Origin of the sequence: Streptomyces sp. W16, assembly GCF_033194735.1 — a bacterium.
Lineage (GTDB): Bacteria > Actinomycetota > Actinomycetes > Streptomycetales > Streptomycetaceae > Streptomyces.
On record NZ_JAWOAI010000008.1, the window covers coordinates 32,196 to 51,696 of the forward strand.

Annotated in this window: 19 protein-coding genes and 1 pseudogene; 4 read left to right on the plus strand and 16 right to left on the minus strand. The window is 71.3% G+C overall.

Annotated elements, in window-relative coordinates:
- Window positions 1-10: 10 nt before the first annotated feature.
- The 6 genes from R6V09_RS02210 to R6V09_RS02235 all read right to left on the minus strand — a co-directional run bounded on the left by R6V09_RS02210 (window position 11) and on the right by R6V09_RS02235 (window position 5,360).
- Complete coding sequence (locus R6V09_RS02210) at window positions 11-538, minus strand: NUDIX hydrolase family protein (protein ID WP_019070873.1); 528 nt, start codon at window positions 536-538, stop codon at window positions 11-13.
- Window positions 539-562: 24 nt separating this feature from the next.
- A complete protein-coding gene (locus tag R6V09_RS02215; protein WP_317879605.1) occupies window positions 563-1,702 on the minus strand; it encodes an amidohydrolase family protein in 1,140 nt (379 codons plus the stop codon).
- A 2-nt stretch (window positions 1,703-1,704) separates the two neighbouring features.
- On the minus strand, window positions 1,705-3,108 hold the full coding sequence (locus R6V09_RS02220) for a glutamine synthetase family protein (RefSeq protein WP_317879606.1): 1,404 nt from the start codon (window positions 3,106-3,108) through the stop codon (window positions 1,705-1,707).
- Between the two features lie 40 nt (window positions 3,109-3,148).
- Window positions 3,149-3,961 carry an SAM-dependent methyltransferase gene (locus tag R6V09_RS02225; protein WP_317879607.1) on the minus strand — a complete coding sequence of 271 codons (813 nt, stop codon included), beginning with the start codon at window positions 3,959-3,961 and terminating at the stop codon, window positions 3,149-3,151.
- A 113-nt stretch (window positions 3,962-4,074) separates the two neighbouring features.
- Window positions 4,075-4,920 carry a hypothetical protein gene (locus R6V09_RS02230; protein ID WP_317879608.1) on the minus strand — a complete coding sequence of 282 codons (846 nt, stop codon included), beginning with the start codon at window positions 4,918-4,920 and terminating at the stop codon, window positions 4,075-4,077.
- A gap of 92 nt (window positions 4,921-5,012) precedes the next feature.
- Window positions 5,013-5,360: a hypothetical protein gene (locus R6V09_RS02235; RefSeq protein ID WP_317879609.1), complete on the minus strand. Its 348-nt coding sequence runs from the start codon at window positions 5,358-5,360 to the stop codon at window positions 5,013-5,015.
- Window positions 5,361-5,541: 181 nt separating this feature from the next.
- On the opposite strand from R6V09_RS02235, the gene R6V09_RS02240 reads away from it, so the two are divergent.
- Entirely contained in the window at window positions 5,542-6,009 is a 468-nt protein-coding gene (locus R6V09_RS02240; RefSeq protein ID WP_317879610.1) for an ion channel, read from the plus strand.
- A 29-nt stretch (window positions 6,010-6,038) separates the two neighbouring features.
- Here R6V09_RS02240 and R6V09_RS02245 read toward each other — a convergent pair whose 3' ends face one another.
- From R6V09_RS02245 to R6V09_RS02260, 4 genes are all read right to left on the minus strand, one after another.
- Window positions 6,039-7,592, minus strand: a complete 1,554-nt coding sequence (locus tag R6V09_RS02245) for a carboxylesterase/lipase family protein (RefSeq protein ID WP_317879611.1) — start codon at window positions 7,590-7,592, stop codon at window positions 6,039-6,041.
- 117 nt (window positions 7,593-7,709) lie between these two features.
- Window positions 7,710-9,191, minus strand: coding sequence for an MFS transporter (locus tag R6V09_RS02250; RefSeq protein WP_317879612.1), 1,482 nt, complete (start codon window positions 9,189-9,191; stop codon window positions 7,710-7,712).
- 86 nt (window positions 9,192-9,277) lie between these two features.
- Entirely contained in the window at window positions 9,278-10,489 is a 1,212-nt protein-coding gene (locus tag R6V09_RS02255) for a sensor histidine kinase (RefSeq protein ID WP_317879613.1), read from the minus strand.
- Window positions 10,490-10,573: 84 nt separating this feature from the next.
- Window positions 10,574-11,611, minus strand: coding sequence for a zinc-dependent alcohol dehydrogenase (locus tag R6V09_RS02260; protein ID WP_317879622.1), 1,038 nt, complete (start codon window positions 11,609-11,611; stop codon window positions 10,574-10,576).
- A gap of 252 nt (window positions 11,612-11,863) precedes the next feature.
- Here R6V09_RS02260 and R6V09_RS02265 point away from each other — a divergent pair, with 252 nt between their 5' ends.
- Window positions 11,864-12,391: a MarR family winged helix-turn-helix transcriptional regulator gene (locus R6V09_RS02265; RefSeq protein ID WP_317879614.1), complete on the plus strand. Its 528-nt coding sequence runs from the start codon at window positions 11,864-11,866 to the stop codon at window positions 12,389-12,391.
- Between the two features lie 42 nt (window positions 12,392-12,433).
- Here R6V09_RS02265 and R6V09_RS02270 read toward each other — a convergent pair whose 3' ends face one another.
- Together R6V09_RS02270 and R6V09_RS02275 are read right to left on the minus strand one after the other, a co-directional pair.
- Complete coding sequence (locus R6V09_RS02270) at window positions 12,434-13,246, minus strand: SAM-dependent methyltransferase (protein ID WP_317879615.1); 813 nt, start codon at window positions 13,244-13,246, stop codon at window positions 12,434-12,436.
- Between the two features lie 67 nt (window positions 13,247-13,313).
- The gene (locus R6V09_RS02275) at window positions 13,314-14,138 is read right to left on the minus strand and encodes an alpha/beta hydrolase (protein ID WP_317879616.1); all 825 of its coding nucleotides are present in this window, start codon (window positions 14,136-14,138) and stop codon (window positions 13,314-13,316) included.
- Window positions 14,139-14,252: 114 nt separating this feature from the next.
- Between R6V09_RS02275 and R6V09_RS02280 the strand changes: the two genes are divergently transcribed.
- Window positions 14,253-15,026: a sulfite exporter TauE/SafE family protein gene (locus tag R6V09_RS02280; RefSeq protein WP_317879617.1), complete on the plus strand. Its 774-nt coding sequence runs from the start codon at window positions 14,253-14,255 to the stop codon at window positions 15,024-15,026.
- 24 nt (window positions 15,027-15,050) lie between these two features.
- On the plus strand, window positions 15,051-15,812 hold the full coding sequence (locus tag R6V09_RS02285; protein WP_317879618.1) for a cobalt-precorrin-6A reductase: 762 nt from the start codon (window positions 15,051-15,053) through the stop codon (window positions 15,810-15,812).
- Here the strand turns inward: R6V09_RS02285 and R6V09_RS02290 are convergent.
- The 4 genes and pseudogenes from R6V09_RS02290 to R6V09_RS02305 all read right to left on the minus strand — a co-directional run.
- A complete protein-coding gene (locus R6V09_RS02290; protein ID WP_317879619.1) occupies window positions 15,796-16,281 on the minus strand; it encodes a hypothetical protein in 486 nt (161 codons plus the stop codon). The two genes, R6V09_RS02285 and R6V09_RS02290, sit on opposite strands and share 17 nt — an antisense overlap.
- Before the next feature lie 43 nt (window positions 16,282-16,324).
- Window positions 16,325-18,403: an MDR family MFS transporter gene (locus tag R6V09_RS02295; RefSeq protein WP_317879620.1), complete on the minus strand. Its 2,079-nt coding sequence runs from the start codon at window positions 18,401-18,403 to the stop codon at window positions 16,325-16,327.
- Window positions 18,404-18,472: 69 nt separating this feature from the next.
- On the minus strand, window positions 18,473-19,246 hold the full coding sequence (gene cobF / locus R6V09_RS02300) for a precorrin-6A synthase (deacetylating) (protein WP_317879621.1): 774 nt from the start codon (window positions 19,244-19,246) through the stop codon (window positions 18,473-18,475).
- A 127-nt stretch (window positions 19,247-19,373) separates the two neighbouring features.
- A pseudogene (locus R6V09_RS02305) lies at window positions 19,374-19,501 on the minus strand (precorrin-6A synthase (deacetylating)); the annotation flags it as partial.

A 19,501-nucleotide genomic window follows, 5' to 3' on the forward strand; every position in this document is an offset into this window, starting at 1 on the left:
GCCGTCCCGGTCAGGACACGCAGCCCACGTGCGCCAGCGCCTGCTTGAGCAGCACCCCGTGCCCGCCCGGCATCTCGCTCCGCAGCGCCTCCGAGGCGGCCTCCTCGGGGCTGAACCAGACCAGGTCGAGGGCGTCCTGCCGGGGCCGGCAGTCACCGGTGACCGGCACGACGTAGGCGAGGGACACCGCGTGCTGCCGGGGGTCGTGGTACGGGGTGACCCCGTGCGTCGGGAAGTACTCGGCGACCGTGAACGGCTGCAGCGAGGTCGGGATGCGGGGCAGCGCGACCGGGCCGAGGTCCTTCTCCAGGTGGCGCAGCAGGGCGTCGCGGACCCGCTCGTGGTGCAGTACCCGGCCGGAGACGAGGGTGCGGTTCACGGTGCCGTCGGGGCCGATGCGCAGCAGCAGGCCGATGCTGGTCACCTCGCCGCTGTCGTCGACGCGGACGGGCACCGCCTCGACGTACAGGATCGGCATGCGGGCGCGTGCCTGTTCGAGGTCGTCGGCGGACAGCCAACCGGGCGTGGTATCGGTCATGTCAGACATTGCTTGATCATACTTTCAGTGTCCGTCGGATAGCCGGTAGACCCGGCGGGCGTTGTCCGCTCCGGCCCAGCGCGCCAGTCGCAGCGCGTCGGGCAGGCCCAGTTCGTCGGCGTCCACCCGGTCCTGGAGAAGATCCCCCAGACCCCGGCGGAACGCCAGCGCGCCGAGCCCGTAGAACTCGGCCGGACCATAGGCGTCGGAGCTGTACAGCAGTTTGCGGAACGGTGTGATCTCCAGCGCCTCCGCCAGTACATCCCGAGCCCGGACCGGACCTACATGATGCAGGGTGAGCCCCACATCCAGGTAAACCCGCTCGAAGACGGCCGCCAGGTAGCCGGCCTGACGCTGGTACGGCCAGCAGTGCAGGAGCAGCACCGGGATCGTGCCGGCGGTCAGGTGCAGCCAGTCCGTCAGCAGGGCGGGGTCCGTGCGGTGCAGCCGGATGTCGTTGTCGCCGAAGCCCGTGTGGAGCTGGAGGGGGAGTCCAAGGTCGACCGCGGTCCACAGCAACTCCCGCATCAGCACCGGGTCTTCGAGGCGTCCGCCGCGGGCCAGCCAGGCGCGGGCCGCCCAGGTCACCTCCGCGTCCGAGGGCCTGGCCGGGTCGAGATCGAACCCGGTCCGGTACGCGGCCACCGACTTCACCCCCACCACCCCCGGCCGCCGCACCGCGTCCAGGGCGGCGGCCCGAAACGCGTCGGCATAACCGTCCGGCTCGACACCCCGCGCGGCCACGGCCTCCGCGACGGTTTCGAGCCGTACGACCTCGTGGGCGACCGCGCCCGCCGCGCGCGCGAGTTCGGCGGGCGTGGTGATGGAGTGCGGGGTGAACCCCGTGTCGACGCAGAACACTCCGGTCCCGGCAGCGGCGAGGAAGCGCCGGTTGACCTCGCCCGGCCCCAACTCGGCGCGCCGGGCGAGGTATTCGTCGGCGGGCGCGTGCCGCTCCAGGTCCAACAGGGGCGCGCAGTAACGGCGTACGGCGATTCCGACCGGGCTGTCGAACGGGGAGATCCCGCTGCCGGGCCAGACGTCCCCCTCGGTGAGCAGCGACTCGAAGGCCGCCCGGTCCAGCTCCTCGGTGACGACTCCGTGGCAGTGGTGGTCCACCAACCGCAGGGCGGCGAGCGCCTCGTGGACCGGTCCGGTGCCCATCGTCAGTACTTCCAGCGGTAGGCCGCCGCGATCCGCTCGTCGTCCAGCTCGGCCACGGCCGCGATCTCACCCTCTCGTACGGCGATCACCGCGTCGGCGAGTACCGGCCCCAGCGCGGCCCGCAGCAGCTCGTCCCTGCGGAACTCCGCGACGGACTCGGCCAGCGAGGTCGGAAGTCGCCGTACACCACGGGCCGTTGCCTCCGCCGTGCCGAGGTGTGCGGGGTCTCCGGTGGTCTCCTCGGGCAGGGCGGTGGAGGAGGCGAGGCCGTCGAGGCCGGCGGTGATCAGGCAGCCGAGGGCGAGATAGGGGTTGGCGGCCAGGTCGACCGGCTTCACCTCCAGGTTCGCCGCCTGCGCGCGCAGCCCGGCCGTACCGGTGACGACGCGCACCGCGGCCTCGCGGGTCTCCCGGCCCCACGCGGTGAACACCCCTGCCCACTGGGAGGGTTGGAGGCGGAAGTAGCTGGCCGGGCTGGGCGCCGTGACGGCGGTGAGGGCCGGGAGGCGGGCGAGGACACCGGCCGCGAACGACTCGGCCTCGGCCGTCATGCCGTAACGCCGGTCGCCCCCGGTGTGCAGGTTCGCGCCGTCGCGCCAGGCGGAGAGATGGATGTGCCCGCCGTTGCCGACGCCCTGCGCGAAGACGGCAGGCGTGAACGAGGCGCGCAGACCGTGCCGTTGGGACACCGCGCGGACGGTCTGCCGTACCAGGACACTGCGGTCGGCCGCCGCGACCGGGTCCAGCGCGCCCACCGACAGCTCGAACTGGCCGGCCGCGTACTCGGGATGGAACTGGTCCACGTCCACACCCTGTGCCGCCAGGGCCGACAGCAACTCGGCGCCGTAGTCGCTCAGTTCGACCTGTCGGGTCGCGCTGTACGCCGGACCCGTCGTGGCGGGGACGAACGCGCCGTCGGGTGCCGTGCCGAGGCCGAGGGCCCACTCGATCTCGATGCCCGCCCGGAAGGTGACCCCGAGCCGCCGCTCCGCGTCCGTGACGACTCGGCGCAGGAACGTGCGGCTGCAGCCGGGGTGTTGCTCGCCCTCCTGGGTGATCCGGTCGACCGGGGCCCAGGCCCAGCCGGGCTGACCGGACAGGACGGCCAGCTGGTCGAGGTCGGGATACAGACGCAGGTCGCCGTCCGGCGAGCCGAGGACATCGGTGGTGACGATGGAGTCGTTGGCCAGGAAGGTGTCGAACACCGGGGACATGCCGACGCCCCAGGCCGCGGCCGAGGCGAGCTTCGCGGTCGGGACCGTCTTCACCCGGCCCACGCCCGCGGTGTCGACGTAGGCCAGGACGATCCCGTGCACCCCCCGCCCGGTCAGCTCCGTGGCCAGCGCGGTGGCGCGCTCGACCTCGCCGGGGCGCCCGCCGGGCAGTGGGTCGGCAAGGGTGGTCATACGTCCTCCACGGTCGCGTCCTGCGCGGTCGGCTGCGCCGTCAGGGTTTCACGGCCACCGCTCCGAACTGCGGTACCACGGCCGGGGAGTCGGAGTCCGGGCGCCACTGGGAGCACGGCACCAGGCCGGGGTCGAGGAGGTCGAGGCCCTCGAAGAAGGCGGCGACGTCGGCGCGGCTGCGGGCGGTGATCGGGGGAGTGGCGTTCTCGTTCCAGAACTCCATCGCCGGGACGTTGCCCGCACCGCCGAGGTCGGCGTCGAAGGTCGGGTGCGTGAGGACCAGGAAACTGCCCGAGGGGACCGAGGCCATGACGCTGCGCACGACCTCCCGGGCCTCCTCGGTGTCGAGGAAGAAGTTCAGGATGCCCAGCATCATCACCGCGATGGGGCGGTCGAAGTCGAGGGTGTCCGTGGCCCGTTGGACGATCGACGCCGGGTCGTGCGCGTCCGCGTCGATGTAGTCGGTGACGCCCTCGGGGGTGCTCGTCAGCAGGGTGCGGGCGTGGAACAGCACCAGCGGGTCGTTGTCGACGTACACGATCCGCGCGTCCGGTGCCACGCGCTGGGCGATCTCGTGCGTGTTGTCGACCGTCGGCAGTCCGCTACCGATGTCGAGGAACTGCCGTACCCCGCGCTCGCCGGCCAGGAACCGCACCGCCCGGCCGAGGAAGTCCCGGTCGGCGCGGGCCACTTCACGGATCACCGGGAACATGCCGGCCACGTGCTCGCCGACCCGCTGGTCGATCTCGTAGTGGTCCTTGCCGCCGATCCAGTAGTTCCACACGCGAGCGTTGTGCGCCACACCGGTGTTGAGCCGGGTCGGTCCCTCTGCCGGGGTGTCGCTGTCACTCACGTCCTGGCTCCTTGTCGCCCGCGTTGCCGTCCCCGCCATTGTGCCGCCGGTTGATCACCCGGCCCAAGGGTTCGCGGCGATCGGGGCGAATCTTCTTCGGGGACGGCGAACCGTCAGTCCAGGTTGCCGGGTTGGGCGGGCGGTGTCCGGCCGGCCAGGACGTCCTTCAGGTGCGAGGTGCCCTGCCGCACGGCGACCTCGGTCGTGTCGGACTCCGTGCCGCCGAGGCCGCCGGAGGTGACGGTGATCGCGTCGGTGCCGACCCGGACGACCGCCAACTCCAGGGTGAGCGTGGTGGGTTGGCCGGCACCCGTGCTCGTGACGGTCACCTGGAGACCCTGCCGGGCGTCGCCCACGGCGGGAACCTGATCCTCGATGACCTGGACCGTGCGCCGGCCGCCCCTGGAGTCGGTCGCGGTGAACTGGTCGCACTTCACCGGCAGCGTCTTCAGCCAGTTCAGGGAAGCGCCGAGGCGGGCGCGGTCGTAGGCGGCGACCTGGTACAGCAGCCGGGACTCGCTCTGCTCGAACCCGGTCAGCGCGGACGCGCCGGACGGCTTGCCGAGGAGATCGTCGCCGTAGAGCGCGTCGAGGAGTTCCTGACAGTCGGCGGCGTTCGTCTTCGCGGTGAGGAGGGCACCGACGTCGACCTTGCCGATGAGGAGTTCGTCGCCCCAGCCGGCGGCGTCCTTGACCTGCGTCCAGTTGTCCTCCAGGTCGGCTTCGGTGATCAGCGCGGCCTTGGCTCCCGCCTCGGTGAGGGCGGGGGCGGCGGACTTCCCGGTACGGGGCGAGGCGAGCGGGGACTCGGCGGCGAGCGGGGAGGCGGCGACGTCCGAGGCGCTGTCACCGCCCGCACCACCGCTGTCGCCGGAGCAGGCCGCGCAGTTCAGCAGCGTGCCCGCGGCCAGGGCCGCGGCGAGGACACGGACGGGGCGGGAGGACGGGCGACGGTGCATGGCGGGGCCTCCAGGGGGAGTGGCAGTCCCCTCAGGGCACCATCGGGCGGCCCGGCCCTCCAGCGCAGGGGGCCGTTCGGGTGAGAGGTGCCTCAGGGGGTGTCGCCCTTCGGTTCCTCCGGCGGCCCGGAATGCCGGTGCGGCAGATGCAGATGGTGCTCATGCGGTGGTCGGGGCGTGTGTTCCGCGCGGCGCGCCCGTTCGGCGAGCCCGGCCTCCACCACATGCACCGTGCGCCCGCCGCACTTCGGGCAGACCGCGTCCGCAAGGGGCGACCTGAGGGCCCTGCCCTCCTCGTCGACGTACTCCTGCGTGGTCAGGCCGGAAGCGTCGGTCGGATCGGTGAAGAACATGACCTGGAAGGTCGCCTCCCAGGAGTGACCGCAGTCACCGCAGGTGAACGCGAAGGTCTCCGGAACGGCTCGGGGTTGCGCTGTCATGGCACGGTCCTCCGTCTGGCGGGGCGGGCGGTCGGAGCAGGCAGCAGTGCCCTCCAGCCCACAACGCCGCACGCCTTACGGCAACTCGAACGCCCCGTCCGGCATGCCCGCCCCCACCCCCGCCCCGACACTGGCCCCAGGCAGGCGACGAGGACCGGCCACCCGACGCGAAGGAGTGACCATGCTGCCCGGATTCCTCACCAGGGCGGTCGAGTTGCTGCTCGGCCGGGAGGGCCGCTCACTCCATCTGAAGGCGGCCGGTGCGGCGACGGCGGTCCTCGGAGTGGTGATGCTCCTCGGCTCGTGGGCCGTGGTCGCCGCCGAGCAGGGAGCCCGCGGCGCCAACCTGACGACGTACCCGAGGGCCCTGTGGTGGTCGATCGAGACGGCGACGACGGTCGGGTACGGCGACTTCTACCCGGTGACACTGTGGGGCCGCGTCGTCGGCTCGGTGGTGATGGTCGTCGGCATCACCACCTACGGCCTGGTCACCGCGGCCCTGGCCACCTGGTTCGTCGGCCGCGAACAGCGCCGCCGCCACCATCTCGCCCACGGCGCACAGGAGTTGGGCGAGGAGACCGTCCGCGCCCTGCACGAACGCTTCGACCGGCTGGAGCGGTTGCTCGCCGGGAAGGGGGAGAACACCTGACGGTGGGTGGCCTGGTTACTCCCCCTCGGCTACGCGGTCAGCGGCAGCGCGCGGAAGGTGTAGCCCTCCCACAGTCGCCGTGAGGTCTCCTCGGGGTAGGCGGTGACCACGGGGTGGGCGTCGAGGATCTGCACCGACCGGTGCTCGGTGTCGTAGGCGGGCCAGCCCGGGTCGCCGGTCCTGGCGAACGCCGCCCAGGACGACCGGAATCGGGACGACAGCGCCCGGGCTTCCGGGGAGGGCTCGACGTCGGCGAACAGCAGATTCGCCAGGTCGGCGGTGAACGTGCCGAACAGCAGCGGGATGTCGAGGCCGTGGCAGGCGCCCAGTACGCCGCCCAACCCCGGTGCCGGCCAGGTGAGTTCGTAGACGTGCGCGCGACCGCCGGCGCCGACCTGTGCCTCGGCCAGGTGCAGACACGGCATACGGAACACCCGGTCGGAGCGCACGAGTTCATCCAACTCGCCCGGTGAGGCGCCCGGGAAGGCGGCGCGATAGGCCTGTTCGGCGTCGGGGCCCGGACCGAACCGGCGCAGGCTCGCCGCCGCGTCCTCCTCGGTGATCTTCCCGAGTTGTCCGCCGAGCACGGTGAACAGGCGGGTCTCCTCCCGGTTGTGACCGAGAATCAGCTCCACGTCCCGGGCCGCGCCGGCCGCGAGGCCCGCCCAGGGTGTGGTGGGCAGCACCTCGCCGTCGACGACGGGCGCGAACGGGGTCAGCGTGTGGGCGACCGACCCCCACCTGTCCCCGTACTGGTGCATCTTGGCGGTCAACGTCTCGCCCGCGACAGTCAGTTGACGCGGGTCCACGGTCGCGAGGTCGGTGGCCGTGGGACGCAGCCCCGCCTCCGCGGCGATCGCGGACGCGATGTCCCGGGCCAGCGCGTCGGAGAAGAAGGAGTCCGGCACGCTCTGCGCGATCGCCCGCCAGAACAGTCCGGACGCGCTCGGCATGACCAGCAGCGCGGCCACCGACCCGGCACCGGCCGACTCGCCGACGACCGTGACCTGCTCCGGATCACCGCCGAACGCCGTGATGTTCTCCCGCACCCACTCCAGCGCGGCGACCTGGTCGAGCAGCCCCCGGTTGGCGGGCGCCCCCTCGATGCGCGCGAACCCCTCTATTCCGACACGGTAGTTGAGGCTCACGACCACGACGTCGCCGTCGCGCGCGATGTGCTGCGCGTCGTAGCCGGGGCTGCCTGAGTGCCCCAACTTGTAGGCCCCGCCGTAGATCCACACCATGACCGGGCGGCGGGCCGCCGGATCGGGCGCGGGTGTCCAGACGTTGACGGTCAGCCAGTCGTCGCCCATCGGTCCGGTCAGCACGCCCCGGCGGCCCTGGATGCCCGACTCCTGCGGGGGCGGCGGGCCGAAGGCGAGGGCGTCGCGCACGCCGTCCCAGCCGCGTACCGGGCGCGGCGCCTGGAAGCGGGCGTCCCCGACGGGCGGTTCGGCGAACGGGATGCCGCGGAAGACCGCGAGCCCGTCCTCCAACTGTCCGCGCACCGCACCGGCGGCGAGCCGCACCACCGGTGCGGTGGCGGAACCGGCCGCTGTGCCATGGGAGTTGGGTGTCGTCATCGTGGACTCCTCGCTGAGTGCCGGGGGAACGACGGGGTGCGCGGGCAGGCCGAGGGCGGTCGCCGTCCCGCTGGGTGCGGGTCGGTGACCGCCGTGTGCTCGATGAACCAGGATGCCTCAGGCCTTGGCCTCGGAGACCTCCGGAGCAGGGGCCGGTGTCCTGTCGGCCGGTGTCTCGACGGCCGTACGGGGCTTGGGGATCAGGCTCGCGAGGAAGAAGGCCAGCAGCGCGGCGCCCGCACCGATCGCCATGACCACCTTGAAGCCGTTTTCCGACGGAAGGGCGTAGCCGCCGAAGTCGGTCGTCATCTGGGCCAGGATCACACCGGCGATGGCGCTGGCGAAGCTGGTGCCCAGGGACCGCATCAGGGTGTTGAGGCTGTTGGCGGCACCGGTCTGGGACGGGTCCACCGCGCCCATGATCAGGGCGGGCAGAGCGCCGTAGGTGAAGCCGACACCCGCGCCGATGATGCAGGACACCAGGATGAGGTGCCAGACCTCGGACATCAGCAGGATGTTCAGAGCGTAGCCGGAGGCCACGATCAGCGCGCCGATCATCAGGGTGACCTTGGGGCCCTTGGCCTTGGTGACGCCCGCCGACACCGCGGACATGGCCATCATGACCAGGCCCTGCGGGGCCAGCACCAGGCCGACCGTCAGCATCGACCTGCCCAGGCCGTAGCCGGTCTGCGTGGGCAGCTGCAGCAGCTGGGGGAGTACCAGGGACATCGCGAACATCGAGAAGCCGAGGGCGATCGAGGCCAGGTTGGTGAACAGCACCTGCGGCTTGGCGGTCGTCCGCAGGTCGACCAGCGGCTGCGGGCTGCGCAGCTCGTACCAGCCCCAGGAGAGCAGGATCGCGACGGCGGCGACACCGAGGGCCAGGGTGGTCGCGCTGGTCCAGCCCCAGTCGGAGCCCTTGGAGATGGCGAGCAGCAGGGAGACCAGCCCGGCGGACAGGCCGAGCGAGCCGACCAGGTCGAAGCGGCCCCCGGTGCGGACCTTGGACTCGGGCACCAGCAGCAGGACCAGCAGGAAGGACGCGACACCGAGGACGGCGGAGACCCAGAAGAGGATGTGCCAGTTGTAGTGGTCGGCGATGAAGGCGGCCGAGGGCAGACCCAGGGCGCCGCCGACGCCGAGCGAGGCGCTCATCAGGGCGGTGGAGCCGGCCAGCCGGTCGCTGGGCAGCACGTCCCGCATGATGCTGATGCCGAGCGGGACGACCGCGGCGGCCAGCCCCTGCAGCGCGCGGCCGATGACCATCGGGACCAGCGAGTCGGCCAGGGCGCACACGACCGAGCCGGACACCAGCAGCACGATGCTGGTCAGCAGCATCCGGCGCTTGCCGAACATGTCGCCGAGCCGGCCCACGACCGGGGTGGCCACGGCGGCGGCCAGCAGGGTGGCGGTGACCGCCCACGCGGTGTTCGACGCGGAGGCGTTCAGGTACTTCGGCAGCTCCGGGATGATCGGGATGACCAGCGTCTGCATCAGCGAGACGACGATTCCCGCGAAGGCCAGCACCGCGACGACGGCGTTCGACCTCGGCGGAGCGGAGGAACCCGCTTCGGCGGGTCGGGCAAGGGCGTCGGACATGGCAGAGCCTCCATCGGGAACGAGCTGCGACGATCAGGGACAAGCAGACTTGCTTGACTCACTCAACCATAATGAGATTGATTGAGTTAAGCAAGTGCATTCTGAGTGAGAGGCCGGGTGGCGGCGGGCAGCGGCAGTTCGGTGACCACCTCGAAGCCGCCCTCAGGCCGATGACCTGCGCGAAGCCGACCACCGGCGGAGAGCGCACGCTCCCGCATGCCGATCACGCCGTACCCGCCGCCGGTGGCGGGGGAGGAGGTCGGTGCCGTACCCCCGCGATCGGTGACGGCGATGCCCAGCCGGTCGTGCGCGTAGCTGAGCCGCACCTCGGCCGCACCGGTGCCCGCGTGCTTGGTCACGTTGGTGAGCGCCTCCTGCACGATGCGGTACGCCGTGAGATCCGCACCGGCGGACAGCGGCTGCGGCCTGCCCTCGGTGCTAACGGTGACGGAGAGTCCGGCGGGCTCGAACGAGGCCGCCAGATCGGCGAGTTGGGCCAGCCCGGGCGCGGGTCCCGGGGAAGTCTCCGAGTCGTCCGCGTGCCGCAACAGGCCCACAGTGGCCTTGAGTTCGCGGACGGCCGACAGGGTGCTGCCCGCGAGTTCACCGGCGATCCGCTCGGCCTCCTCCGGCCGGCTGCGCATCAGCCGTACGACGGTGGCGGCTTGGAGGTTGGCCAGTACGAGGTGATGGGCGACGACGTCGTGCAGATCGCGGGCGATCCGCATGCGTTCCTCGGTGACACGGTGCCGGGCCTCCTGCTCGCGGGTGCGTTCCGCGTGCTCGGCCCGGGCCCGCACCGCCTCCAGACAGGCCGCGCGGAGCCGGGTCGTGGTGCCCAGCAAGGTGGGCAGCAGCAGCCAGAAGGCCGGGCCGAGCAGCTTCAGGACCAGCGGTTCGCTGTGCGGTCCCACGGCCAGGGACGTGCCCACCAGCAAGGCGATGCCGGAGGCGGTGAAGAGGTTCGCGGTAGTGCGGTCGGAGCGCAGGGCCAGCGCGTAGAGCGCGACCATGAGCGGCCCGATCACCAGGACCGTGACGATGTAGCCGAGCGCGGCCACCGCCATGGCGCAGCAGAGGGTGACCACCACGGTGGTGCGCGGCAGGGTGCGCCGCCACAGCAGGGCGAGCGAGGAGAGACCCGTGACCAACACGCCTGGCCACCACGGGACTTCGAGGTCGCGGCCCGGGATCGTCAGCACACTGCCGGGGAAGGCGCAGCCGAGGAGCGCGACGGCGAGGACGAGGTCGACGGTACGGGGATGGCAGCGCAGCACCCGCTGCAGGCGGTGGATCATGGTGTGGGGGTCCTGTCCGAGGCGGCCGGGCGCGCGCCGCTGGCCGCCGGAAGCGGGGGGACCGGCGCGCCGTCCGCTGCTCGTCTACTCGTCGAAAGTGACGACGATCTTCTCGGCCGCGCCCGGAGTCAGCGCGAGCTCGAAGGCGTGCTCGACCTCGCCGAAGGGCACCCGGTGACTGATCAGCTCGGCGAACCGCTCGTGGTGCTCGACGATCTCCTGGGTGACCTCGAAGATCTCGGTGGGGTAGCCCTGCGAGGCGATCAGCGTCAGTTCGCTGCGCAGCATCCCGCCGAGGTCGATGTCGGCGCCCTTCTTCTGTACGGCGACCATGACCAGCTTGGCGCCCCACTTCGCGGAGTCGACCGTGGTGTTGACGACGGCCGCGACACCGGCGGCGTCGATGTAGATGTCGGTGCCTGCGCGCGGCTGGCCGAGCGCGTTGGCGGCCTGCCCGTGCAGCTCGGTCAGCCGTGAAGTCACGTCCTCCTCGGCGGAGTTGATGACGGCGTCCGCGCCGACCGCGAGCGCGGTCTCAAGGCGCGAGGCGATGACGTCGGCGACGACGACATGCTCGACCCCGCGCAGCTTCAGCCAGATCGCCGCGCCCAGACCGATCGGGCCGGCACCGAAGATGACGACCTTGTCGCCGGGCTTCGCCCCGGAACGGTTGACGGCGTGCCGGGCCACCGCCATCGGCTCGTTGAGGGCGGCGACGTCGAAGGGCACGGTGTCGGGGAAGACGGTGACGCTCTTGCCGATCTCGCACTCCTCCAGCAGGAGGTAGTCGCTCATGGCGCCGTGCTTCCCGCCGCAGCCGATGATCCCGGAGGGCGAGCCCTGCGGGTTGACGACCACCCGGTCACCCGCCTTCAGGCCCTCGACCTCCGCGCCGACCTCGACGATCTCGCCGGCCGGCTCGTGCCCGAGGGGGACGGGCACCATGGTGCCGCCCGCGCCGAACGGGCCGCCGCCGATGTGCAGGAAGAAGGTGTCGGTACCGCAGATCCCACAGGCGCGGATCTTCATGAGGGCGTCCTTGGGCCCGGGCACCGGACGCTCGACGTCCACCACGTCGATCTTGTCTACGGCGCCGGTCTGCACGGACTTCATCATGGCCATGGGGGGCTCGCTTTCCATCTGCGTGAGGGGTGTCACCGGACCCGGCGGCGGACGGGGGGAGTGCTCCGGCCGCCGGGCCCGGTGACTGCGCCGTACTCCGTCCCCACGGCGTACGGCGCGACGGGGACACCTCCGCTTCGGTGGCCCCAGCTCTTGACTTGCTTGAGTTAGGCAACCATAAATGCGTTACTTAAGTCAAGCAACCGTCTCGGACCTTGCTTGACTCAGGCAAGTAGCTGTTACGGTGGGCGCATGTCCACACCGCCACCCGCAACAGCGCCCGTCCCGGCGGACGTAGTCGAGATCGAGCGGGTCCTGACCCGGATCGCCTATCTGGCCGGGCGGGCCCGGCAGCACGAGCGGCTGATGGCCGTGGCCGGGCTGCCGCTGGACCGGGCCGCCGTGGCGATCCTGCGCCACCTCGCCGAGAGCGACCCGCTGCGCCCCGGGATCCTGGCGGTCCGGATGTCGGTGGAGGCCTCCCATGTCACCCGCCAGCTACGGCAGTTGGAACAACTCGGCCATGTGGTCCGCATCCCGGACCCCGACGACGGCCGCGCCCAGCGCATCCAGCTCACCGACAGCGGACTGGCCGCCGTCAACCGCATCCGGGACGTGAGCCGCAGGGGCATGGAGGTGGCGTTGGCGGACTGGCCCTCGGAGGACCTGCGGCAACTCGCGGCGCTCTTCCACCGGTTGGTCGACGACTTCGTCACGCATGCGGAGGCGGCCGTGGATGTGTCCGTGGATGTGTCCATGGACGTGGACGCCTCTGCCTGACCGTTCGGTGGATGTCCCCGGGTCCGGTTCCAGGGTGCCGCGTCAGGGCTTGAAGCCGATTCCGCCGTACAGCGAGACCGGCCCCTCGCCGAGTGGTGTCTCGCCCTCCGCGAGTTCCGGGTGCCAGTCGGCCACGGAGACGATTCCCGGTTCGACCGGCTCAAGTCCCTTGAAGAAACTGCTCACTTCGGCGTGCGAGCGGGCCACCAGGGTCACCCCGCCCGCCGCGTAGGCGGCGATGCCCCGCTCCACCTTCTCCCGCTCGAAGTCGGCGGTCATCGCGGACAGCACCAGACAACTGCCCGGCGCCAGCGCGCCGATCAGGGTGTCCACCAGCTCGTGGGCGCCGTCCTCGTCCGCGATGAAGTGCAGCAGGGCGATGAGCGAGAGGGCGACCGGCCGGTCGAAGTCCAGGACGAGGGCGGCCTGTTCGAGGATCGTGAGCGGTTCGCGGGCGTCGGCCTGGAGGTACTCCGTCGCACCCTCGGGCGTGCCGCGCAGCAGCGCCGCCGCGTGGGCGAGGACGATCGGGTCGTTGTCGACGTACACGATCCGCGCGTCCGGCGCGGTGGACTGGGCGATCTGGTGGAGGTTGGGCACGGTCGGTATCCCGGTGCCGACGTCCAGGAACTGCCGGATGCCCGACCGCCGGACCAGCAGCCGCGTCGCCCGCTGCATGAACCAGCGGTTGGCCCGAGCGGTGCGCGGGGCGCCCGGGTCAAGTGCCGTGATGTGACGGCCCAGTTGCTCGTCGACCGGGTAGTTGTCCTTGCCGCCGAGGAACCAGTCGTACACCCGGGCCGGATGCGGCTTCGAGGTGTCGATCCGCTGGACGTCCGGCTCTGTCCCGGTCACGCGAGGCTCCTCTGCTCGACTCTGTTCCACGACGACCCCGACGGGGCGTGCGAGCAGTTTTGCACGGTCATGCAGACCGGGTGCCGCCGGTCAACACGCCGTCCAGGAAACGGATCAGGTCCGCGAAGACCTCCGCCCGGTTCGTCTCGTCGAACACCTCGTGCCGGGCGCCCGCATACACGTGCTCGGTCAACTCGCCGCCGCTCAACCGCTCGACACCCACGCGACTGCCGGGGAGCGGGACGAGCCGGTCGTCGCCGCCGTGCAGCCAGAGCAGCGGCAACCCGCCGATACCGCCCGCGTCGGCGACGGTCCCCAGGGTGCGGACGAAGGCCTCCAGCGTCGGCCGCTTCATCGGACCGTGCCAGACCAGCGGATCCGCGGCGTACACCGCACCGACGTCCGGGTCACGCGAGAGCGCGGCCGGGTTGATCGGGACGTCGGGGATCTCGTCGAGGGCGAGCAGCCGTCCCGGCAGCTCCCAGACGCCGATCACCGGCCCGGACAGCACCAGCGCGGCGAGCTCGTCGCCGTGGCGCTGCGCGAAACGGGACGCGATCAGGCCGCCCATGGAGTGGCCGATCAGGACGAGGGGAACGCCGGGGTGGGTGGCGCGGGCCAGGTCGGCGACAGTGTGCAGGTCCGTGACCACGTCCTCGAAGTCCTCGATCAGCACCCGCTCACCGGCCGACCCGCCGTGACCCTGGTGGTCGGGACCGTAGACGGCCGCGCCATGCGTCAGCAGTACGGAGGCCAACTCGGCGTACCGGCCGACGTGTTCGCCGTAGCCGTGCGCGACGAGGGCGACGTAACGCGGGCGCTCGTGCGGCCACTCGTGTGCGGTGATCGTGCTCCGGGTGCCGGGGAGGACATGCTCGCGGGTGTCGGCCACAGCCAGAAACTAGCATCGCCGGGCGAACATCATGATCCGCCGGGGTGTGGCAGGGGCCATCTGGCGAGACACTCCTTACGCGGGCAGATGTAAGGACATACGATCGGTCCTCGCATGAACACGATGACGCTCTGGCACATATCCGGCTGGGAATTCGCCGCGCTCGCCGCCGCGGCCCTGCTCGTCGGCTTCTCCAAGACCGCCGTGAGCGGGGCCAACACGGTCAGCCTGGCCATCTTCGCGGCCGTCCTGCCCGCCCGCGCCTCCACCGGCGTACTGCTCCCGATCCTGATCGTCGGCGACGTGCTGGCCGTACTCACCTACCGGCGGCACGCCCACTGGCCCACGCTGTGGCGGCTGTTCCCGGCGGTCGCGGCGGGAGTCGTGATCGGGACCCTCTTCCTGGTGTGGGCCGACGACGCGGCCGTACGGACCTCGATCGGCGCGATCCTGCTGCTCATGGCCGGGGTCACTCTCTGGCGCCGGCGCAAGGCCGAGGCCGACGACGAACCGGACTCGGTGGCCACCAGGTCCGGGCGGGTGAAGGCCCGCTCCTACGGTGTGCTCGGCGGTTTCACCACGATGGTCGCCAACGCCGGCGGCCCCGTCATGTCGCTGTACCTGCTCTCCGCGGGCTTCCGGAAACTCGGCTTTCTCGGCACGTCGGCCTTCTTCTTCCTGATCGTCAACGTGACCAAGGTGCCCTTCAGCGTCGGGCTCGGCCTGATCGACGGCCACTCACTGCTGCTCGACGCGGCGCTCGCGGCGTTCGTCGTGCCCGGTGCGCTGATCGGCAAATGGGCCGTGAACCGCATCAACCAGCGGCTGTTCGAGCAACTCGTGATCGCGGCGACGATCATCGGCGGACTGCAGCTGCTCCTGCGCTGACACGTGATCTCGTACGCTCGCCCCATGCCCCCGCACATCCTGGTCCTCGGCGGCACCACCGAGGCACGTGAGCTGGCCGCCGAGCTGGCGGCACGGCGTCCCGAGGTCCGGGTGACGACTTCTCTCGCGGGACGGGTGTCGCGGCCGGGGGCACTGGCGGGAGACGTACGGATCGGCGGGTTCGGCGGCGCCGAGGGGCTGGCCGAGTGGCTGCGGGAGCAGCGCGTGGACGCGGTCGTCGACGCCACGCACCCCTTCGCCGAGGCGATCACCGCCAACGCGGCGCGGGCCGCGATCGACACCGGGCTGCCCGTCGTGGTGCTGCGCAGGCCCGGCTGGCGGCCGGTTCCCGGAGACCGCTGGCACCCGGTCGCCTCACTGCCGGAGGCCGCCGACATACTGCCCGGACTCGGGCGCCGCATCCTCCTCACCACCGGCCGGCTCGGCCTCGCCGCCTTCGCCCATCTGTCCCAACTGCACTTCGTCGTACGGTCGGTGGAGCCGCCCGAGCCCCCGATGCCGCCGGACACCGAGGTGCTGCTCGCGCGCGGGCCCTTCACGGTGGCCGGTGAGGCGGCGCTGTTGCGCGAGCACCGGATCGACGTGGTCGTGACGAAGGACAGTGGGGGAGCGGCGACGGCGGCTAAACTCACGGCCGCGCGGGAGGCGGGCGTCCCGGTGGTGGTCGTACGACGGCCGCCGTTGCCGGACGGGGTGAGCGCGGTGCCCGATGTCGCCGGGGTGCTGGAGCGGCTGGGGCAGCTGGGGCTCAGTCCGGGGCGATGACCGTGGCCCGGAGGCGGTCCACCGCGCGCAGTACCTCGGCCCGGTTCTTGGCGCTCTTCATCCAGGCGGGGAGCCGGGCGACCAGCGTCATCTTGTGCCCGGTGTCGTACCAGGGCGCGCGTTCGCGCAGGTCGGCGGCGACGAACCGCCTGATCAGGTCCAGGTGTTGGAGGTTGTACGCCCACAACTCGCCGTGTCTGGTGCCGGTCCGCAGCCACAGAGCCGGGTAGTACGGGCCGCCGGTGCGCAGCGAGGGACGACGCGGACCCTTGTCGATCCGGCACAGGCCGCAGGACCGGCAGACCAGGCGGGTGTGCGGATACCTCCGGCCGTCGGCGTCCGGTGGGGTGTAAGGACGCTGCTCGAAGTGGGCGATCCGCTCGCAGCGCGGGCACCGGACCAGTATCGACGACGCGAAGTCGGCGCGGGTGGCGCGCGGGTCGTGGAAGCGCACGGGCGTCGGGGACATGCCGCGAGTATGACCACCGTCCCGCTCGCCCGGCACCCGGTTTTCAGGAGGCGGAGCTCTCCGCCAACTCCGCCGGGCGCTGCGGGAGTCCGGAGCTCAGGTCCTCCACCAGCAGACGCTTGGCGATGGTGTCGACCGCGGCGCGCAGATCGGCGTTCGAGGGGCGGCCGATGTCCTGCTGGACCCGGGCCTCCAGCCAGTTGCCCCACGCCCTGCCGATGACCTCGGCCTCACGTTCGCCCGCCGCGGTGTGGGAGAGGAGGGAGCCGGTGCGGGTGAGGTAGCCCTCCTCGACCATGCGGTCGAAGACCGGGAGGAGCACCTCGGGCGGCATGTGCCGGCGGGCGGCGATCAGGCCGAGGCTCGCATGGCCGACCATCCGGCCGAACAGCTCGACCTGCATCACGGCCCAGGCGCCCGCGATGTCCAGCCGGGTGTCGGAGTCCGTGATGATCCGCCGGGCGGTGTCCAGGTCCGTGCTGCCGATGACCTTGCCGACGGCCGTTTCGAGGAGCCGTTGCGAGTCCCCGCCGCGCGGTGACGCGAAGCCCTCGCCCATGTCGGTGGAGCCCTTCCGCGCGCTGTCGCGGAGCTCGACCTGCTTGAGGAACAGGGCGACGACGAAGCCGATCACCGCGACCGGGACCGTCCACCGGAACACCGTCTGGATGGTGTCGGCGTACGCGTTGATGATCGGCGCGGCGGCGGCGTGCGGCAGCTTGTGCAGGCCCTCGGGACTGGTCGCCGCCTTGGTGATGACGGCGGGGTTCAGCGCGCTCGTCCTCGCGGCGGACGCGATCCCGTCCTTGAGGTTGGGGGCCAGGCTGTTGGCGTAGATCGTGCCGAAGACGGCGGTGCCGAACGAACTGCCCAGCGTACGGAAGAAGGTGACGCCGGAGGTCGCGGTGCCGAGGTCGGTGTACTCGACGGTGTTCTGCACGGCGATCGTCAGCACCTGCATGCACAGCCCGATGCCGGTGCCGAGCACGAACATGTACACCGACTCCAGGAACGCGCCGGTGCCCGGACCCATCAGGGACATCAGATACAGCCCGACGCCCATCACCGCGGAGCCGATGATCGGGAAGAGCCGGTACTGGCCGGTCTTGCTGACCACGTTGCCGCTGAAGACGGACGCGATCAGCAGCCCCATCACCATGGGCAGCGTCCGCACACCGGAGATCGTGGCCGAGTCACCGTCGACGTACTGCAGATAGGTCGGCAGATACGTCAGCGCGCCGAGCATCGCGAAGCCGACGATGAAGCTGAGGATCGAGCAGACCGCGAACACCGGGTTGGTGAACAGTCGCATGGGCAGCATGGGTTGCTCGGCCCGCAGCTCGACCCAGCAGAACAGACCGAGCGCGACCACACCGCCCACGAACAGGCCGATGATGGTCGCCGAACCCCACGCGTACTCGTTGCCGCCCCAACTCGTCGCCAGGATCAGCGAGCTCGCGCCGACCGCGACCAGCGCGATGCCCAGGTAGTCGATGACGGGCCGCACCGCCGACTTGACCACCGGGATGGTGCGGGCCGCCGCGATGACGACGACGATCGCGATGGGCACGTTGACGTAGAACGCCCAGCGCCAGGTCAGATGGTCGGTGAACAGGCCGCCAAGGAGCGGTCCGATGACCGTGGCCACGCCGAACACCGCGCCGATCGCGCCCTGGTACTTGCCGCGTTCCCGCAGCGGGATGACATCGGCGATCAGCGCCATCGCCGTCACCATCAGCCCGCCCGCGCCGATGCCCTGTACCGCGCGCCAGGCGATCAGCAGCGTCATGTTGGTGGAGAAACCGCACAGGAACGAACCCGTGATGAACACGATCGCCGAGACCTGGAAGACCACCTTGCGGCCGAACAGGTCACCGAACTTGCCGACCAGCACGGTCGCCACGGTCTCCGCCAGCAGATAGGCGGTGACCACCCACGACATGTGCGCGGCACCGCCCAGGTCCGACACGATCGTCGGCAGGGCCGTGCCCACGATGGTCTGGTCGAGGGCCGCCAGCAGCATGCCGAGCATGATCGTCACGAAGACGACATTGCGGCGCCGGCGGTCCAGCACGGGGGGCTGCTGCGCGGAAGGCAGCGAGGTTTCCTCGGCGACTGTCACGAGGTCACTTTCACACCGGTGGACCATCCGTGCACAGTGGGCGGGTCCGCTCGGGTGCTTCTTTGCGAGCTACTCCGCCGCCGGGTGCCGGCGCAGCAGATACGTGTCCATGATCCAGCCCTTCCGCTTACGGGCCTCCGCGCGCAGCCGCTCGATGCGCGGGGCGGCCTCGGCTATCGGTCCGGAGGCGAGGATCTCGTCCGGGGTGCCGATGTAGGCGCCCCAGTAGATGTCGATGTCCTGGTCGGCGTACTGCCGGAAGGTCTGCTGCGCGTCGAGCATCACGACCACGTCGTCCACCCCCTCCGGGAACCCCTCGGACAGCCGCCGCCCCGTGGTGATCTGCACCGGCCCGGCCACCCGGTTCAGCCCGGTGCGGTGCCGGGCGACGAGCGCCGAGACACTGCTGATGCCGGGCACGACGTCGTACTCGAACGCCACCGCGCCCCGCTCCAGGATCTCCTCCAGGATCCCGAGCGTGCTGTCGTACAGCGAAGGGTCCCCCCACACCAGGAACGCGCCGCTCTCGTCCTCGCCCAACTCCTCGGTGATCAGCCGCTCGTAGATGTCCGCGCGGGCACTGCGCCAGTCCCCGACCGCCGGGGAGTACGCGGCACCCCCGGCCTTCCGGTCCCGCTCCGGGTCGCGCGCCTCGACCAGGCGGTACGTCCCCTCCGGTATGTGCGCGTCGAGCATGTCCCGGCGGAGCCCGGTGAGATCGGACTTCACCTCGCCCTTGTCGAGAATGAAGAACACGTCGGTGCTCCGCAGCACCCTGACCGCCTGCAGGGTCAGCTGCTCGGGGTCGCCCGCGCCGATACCGATGACATGAATCTTTCGCACACCCCGAGTCTGCCCCACGCCACTGACAGCCCGTACACCGCACCGGCATGCACCGGCATGCATCGCTACATACCGGGATGATTCCAACCCCGGGCGGCTACGACGTCCCGCGCAGCCGGGGCGCCCGTGCCTTCCGGTCCCGCTCCGGGTCGCGCGCCTCGACCAGGCGGTACGTCCCCTCCGGTATGTGCGCGTCGAGCATGTCCCGGCGGAGCCCGGTGAGATCGGACTTCACCTCGCCCTTGTCGAGAATGA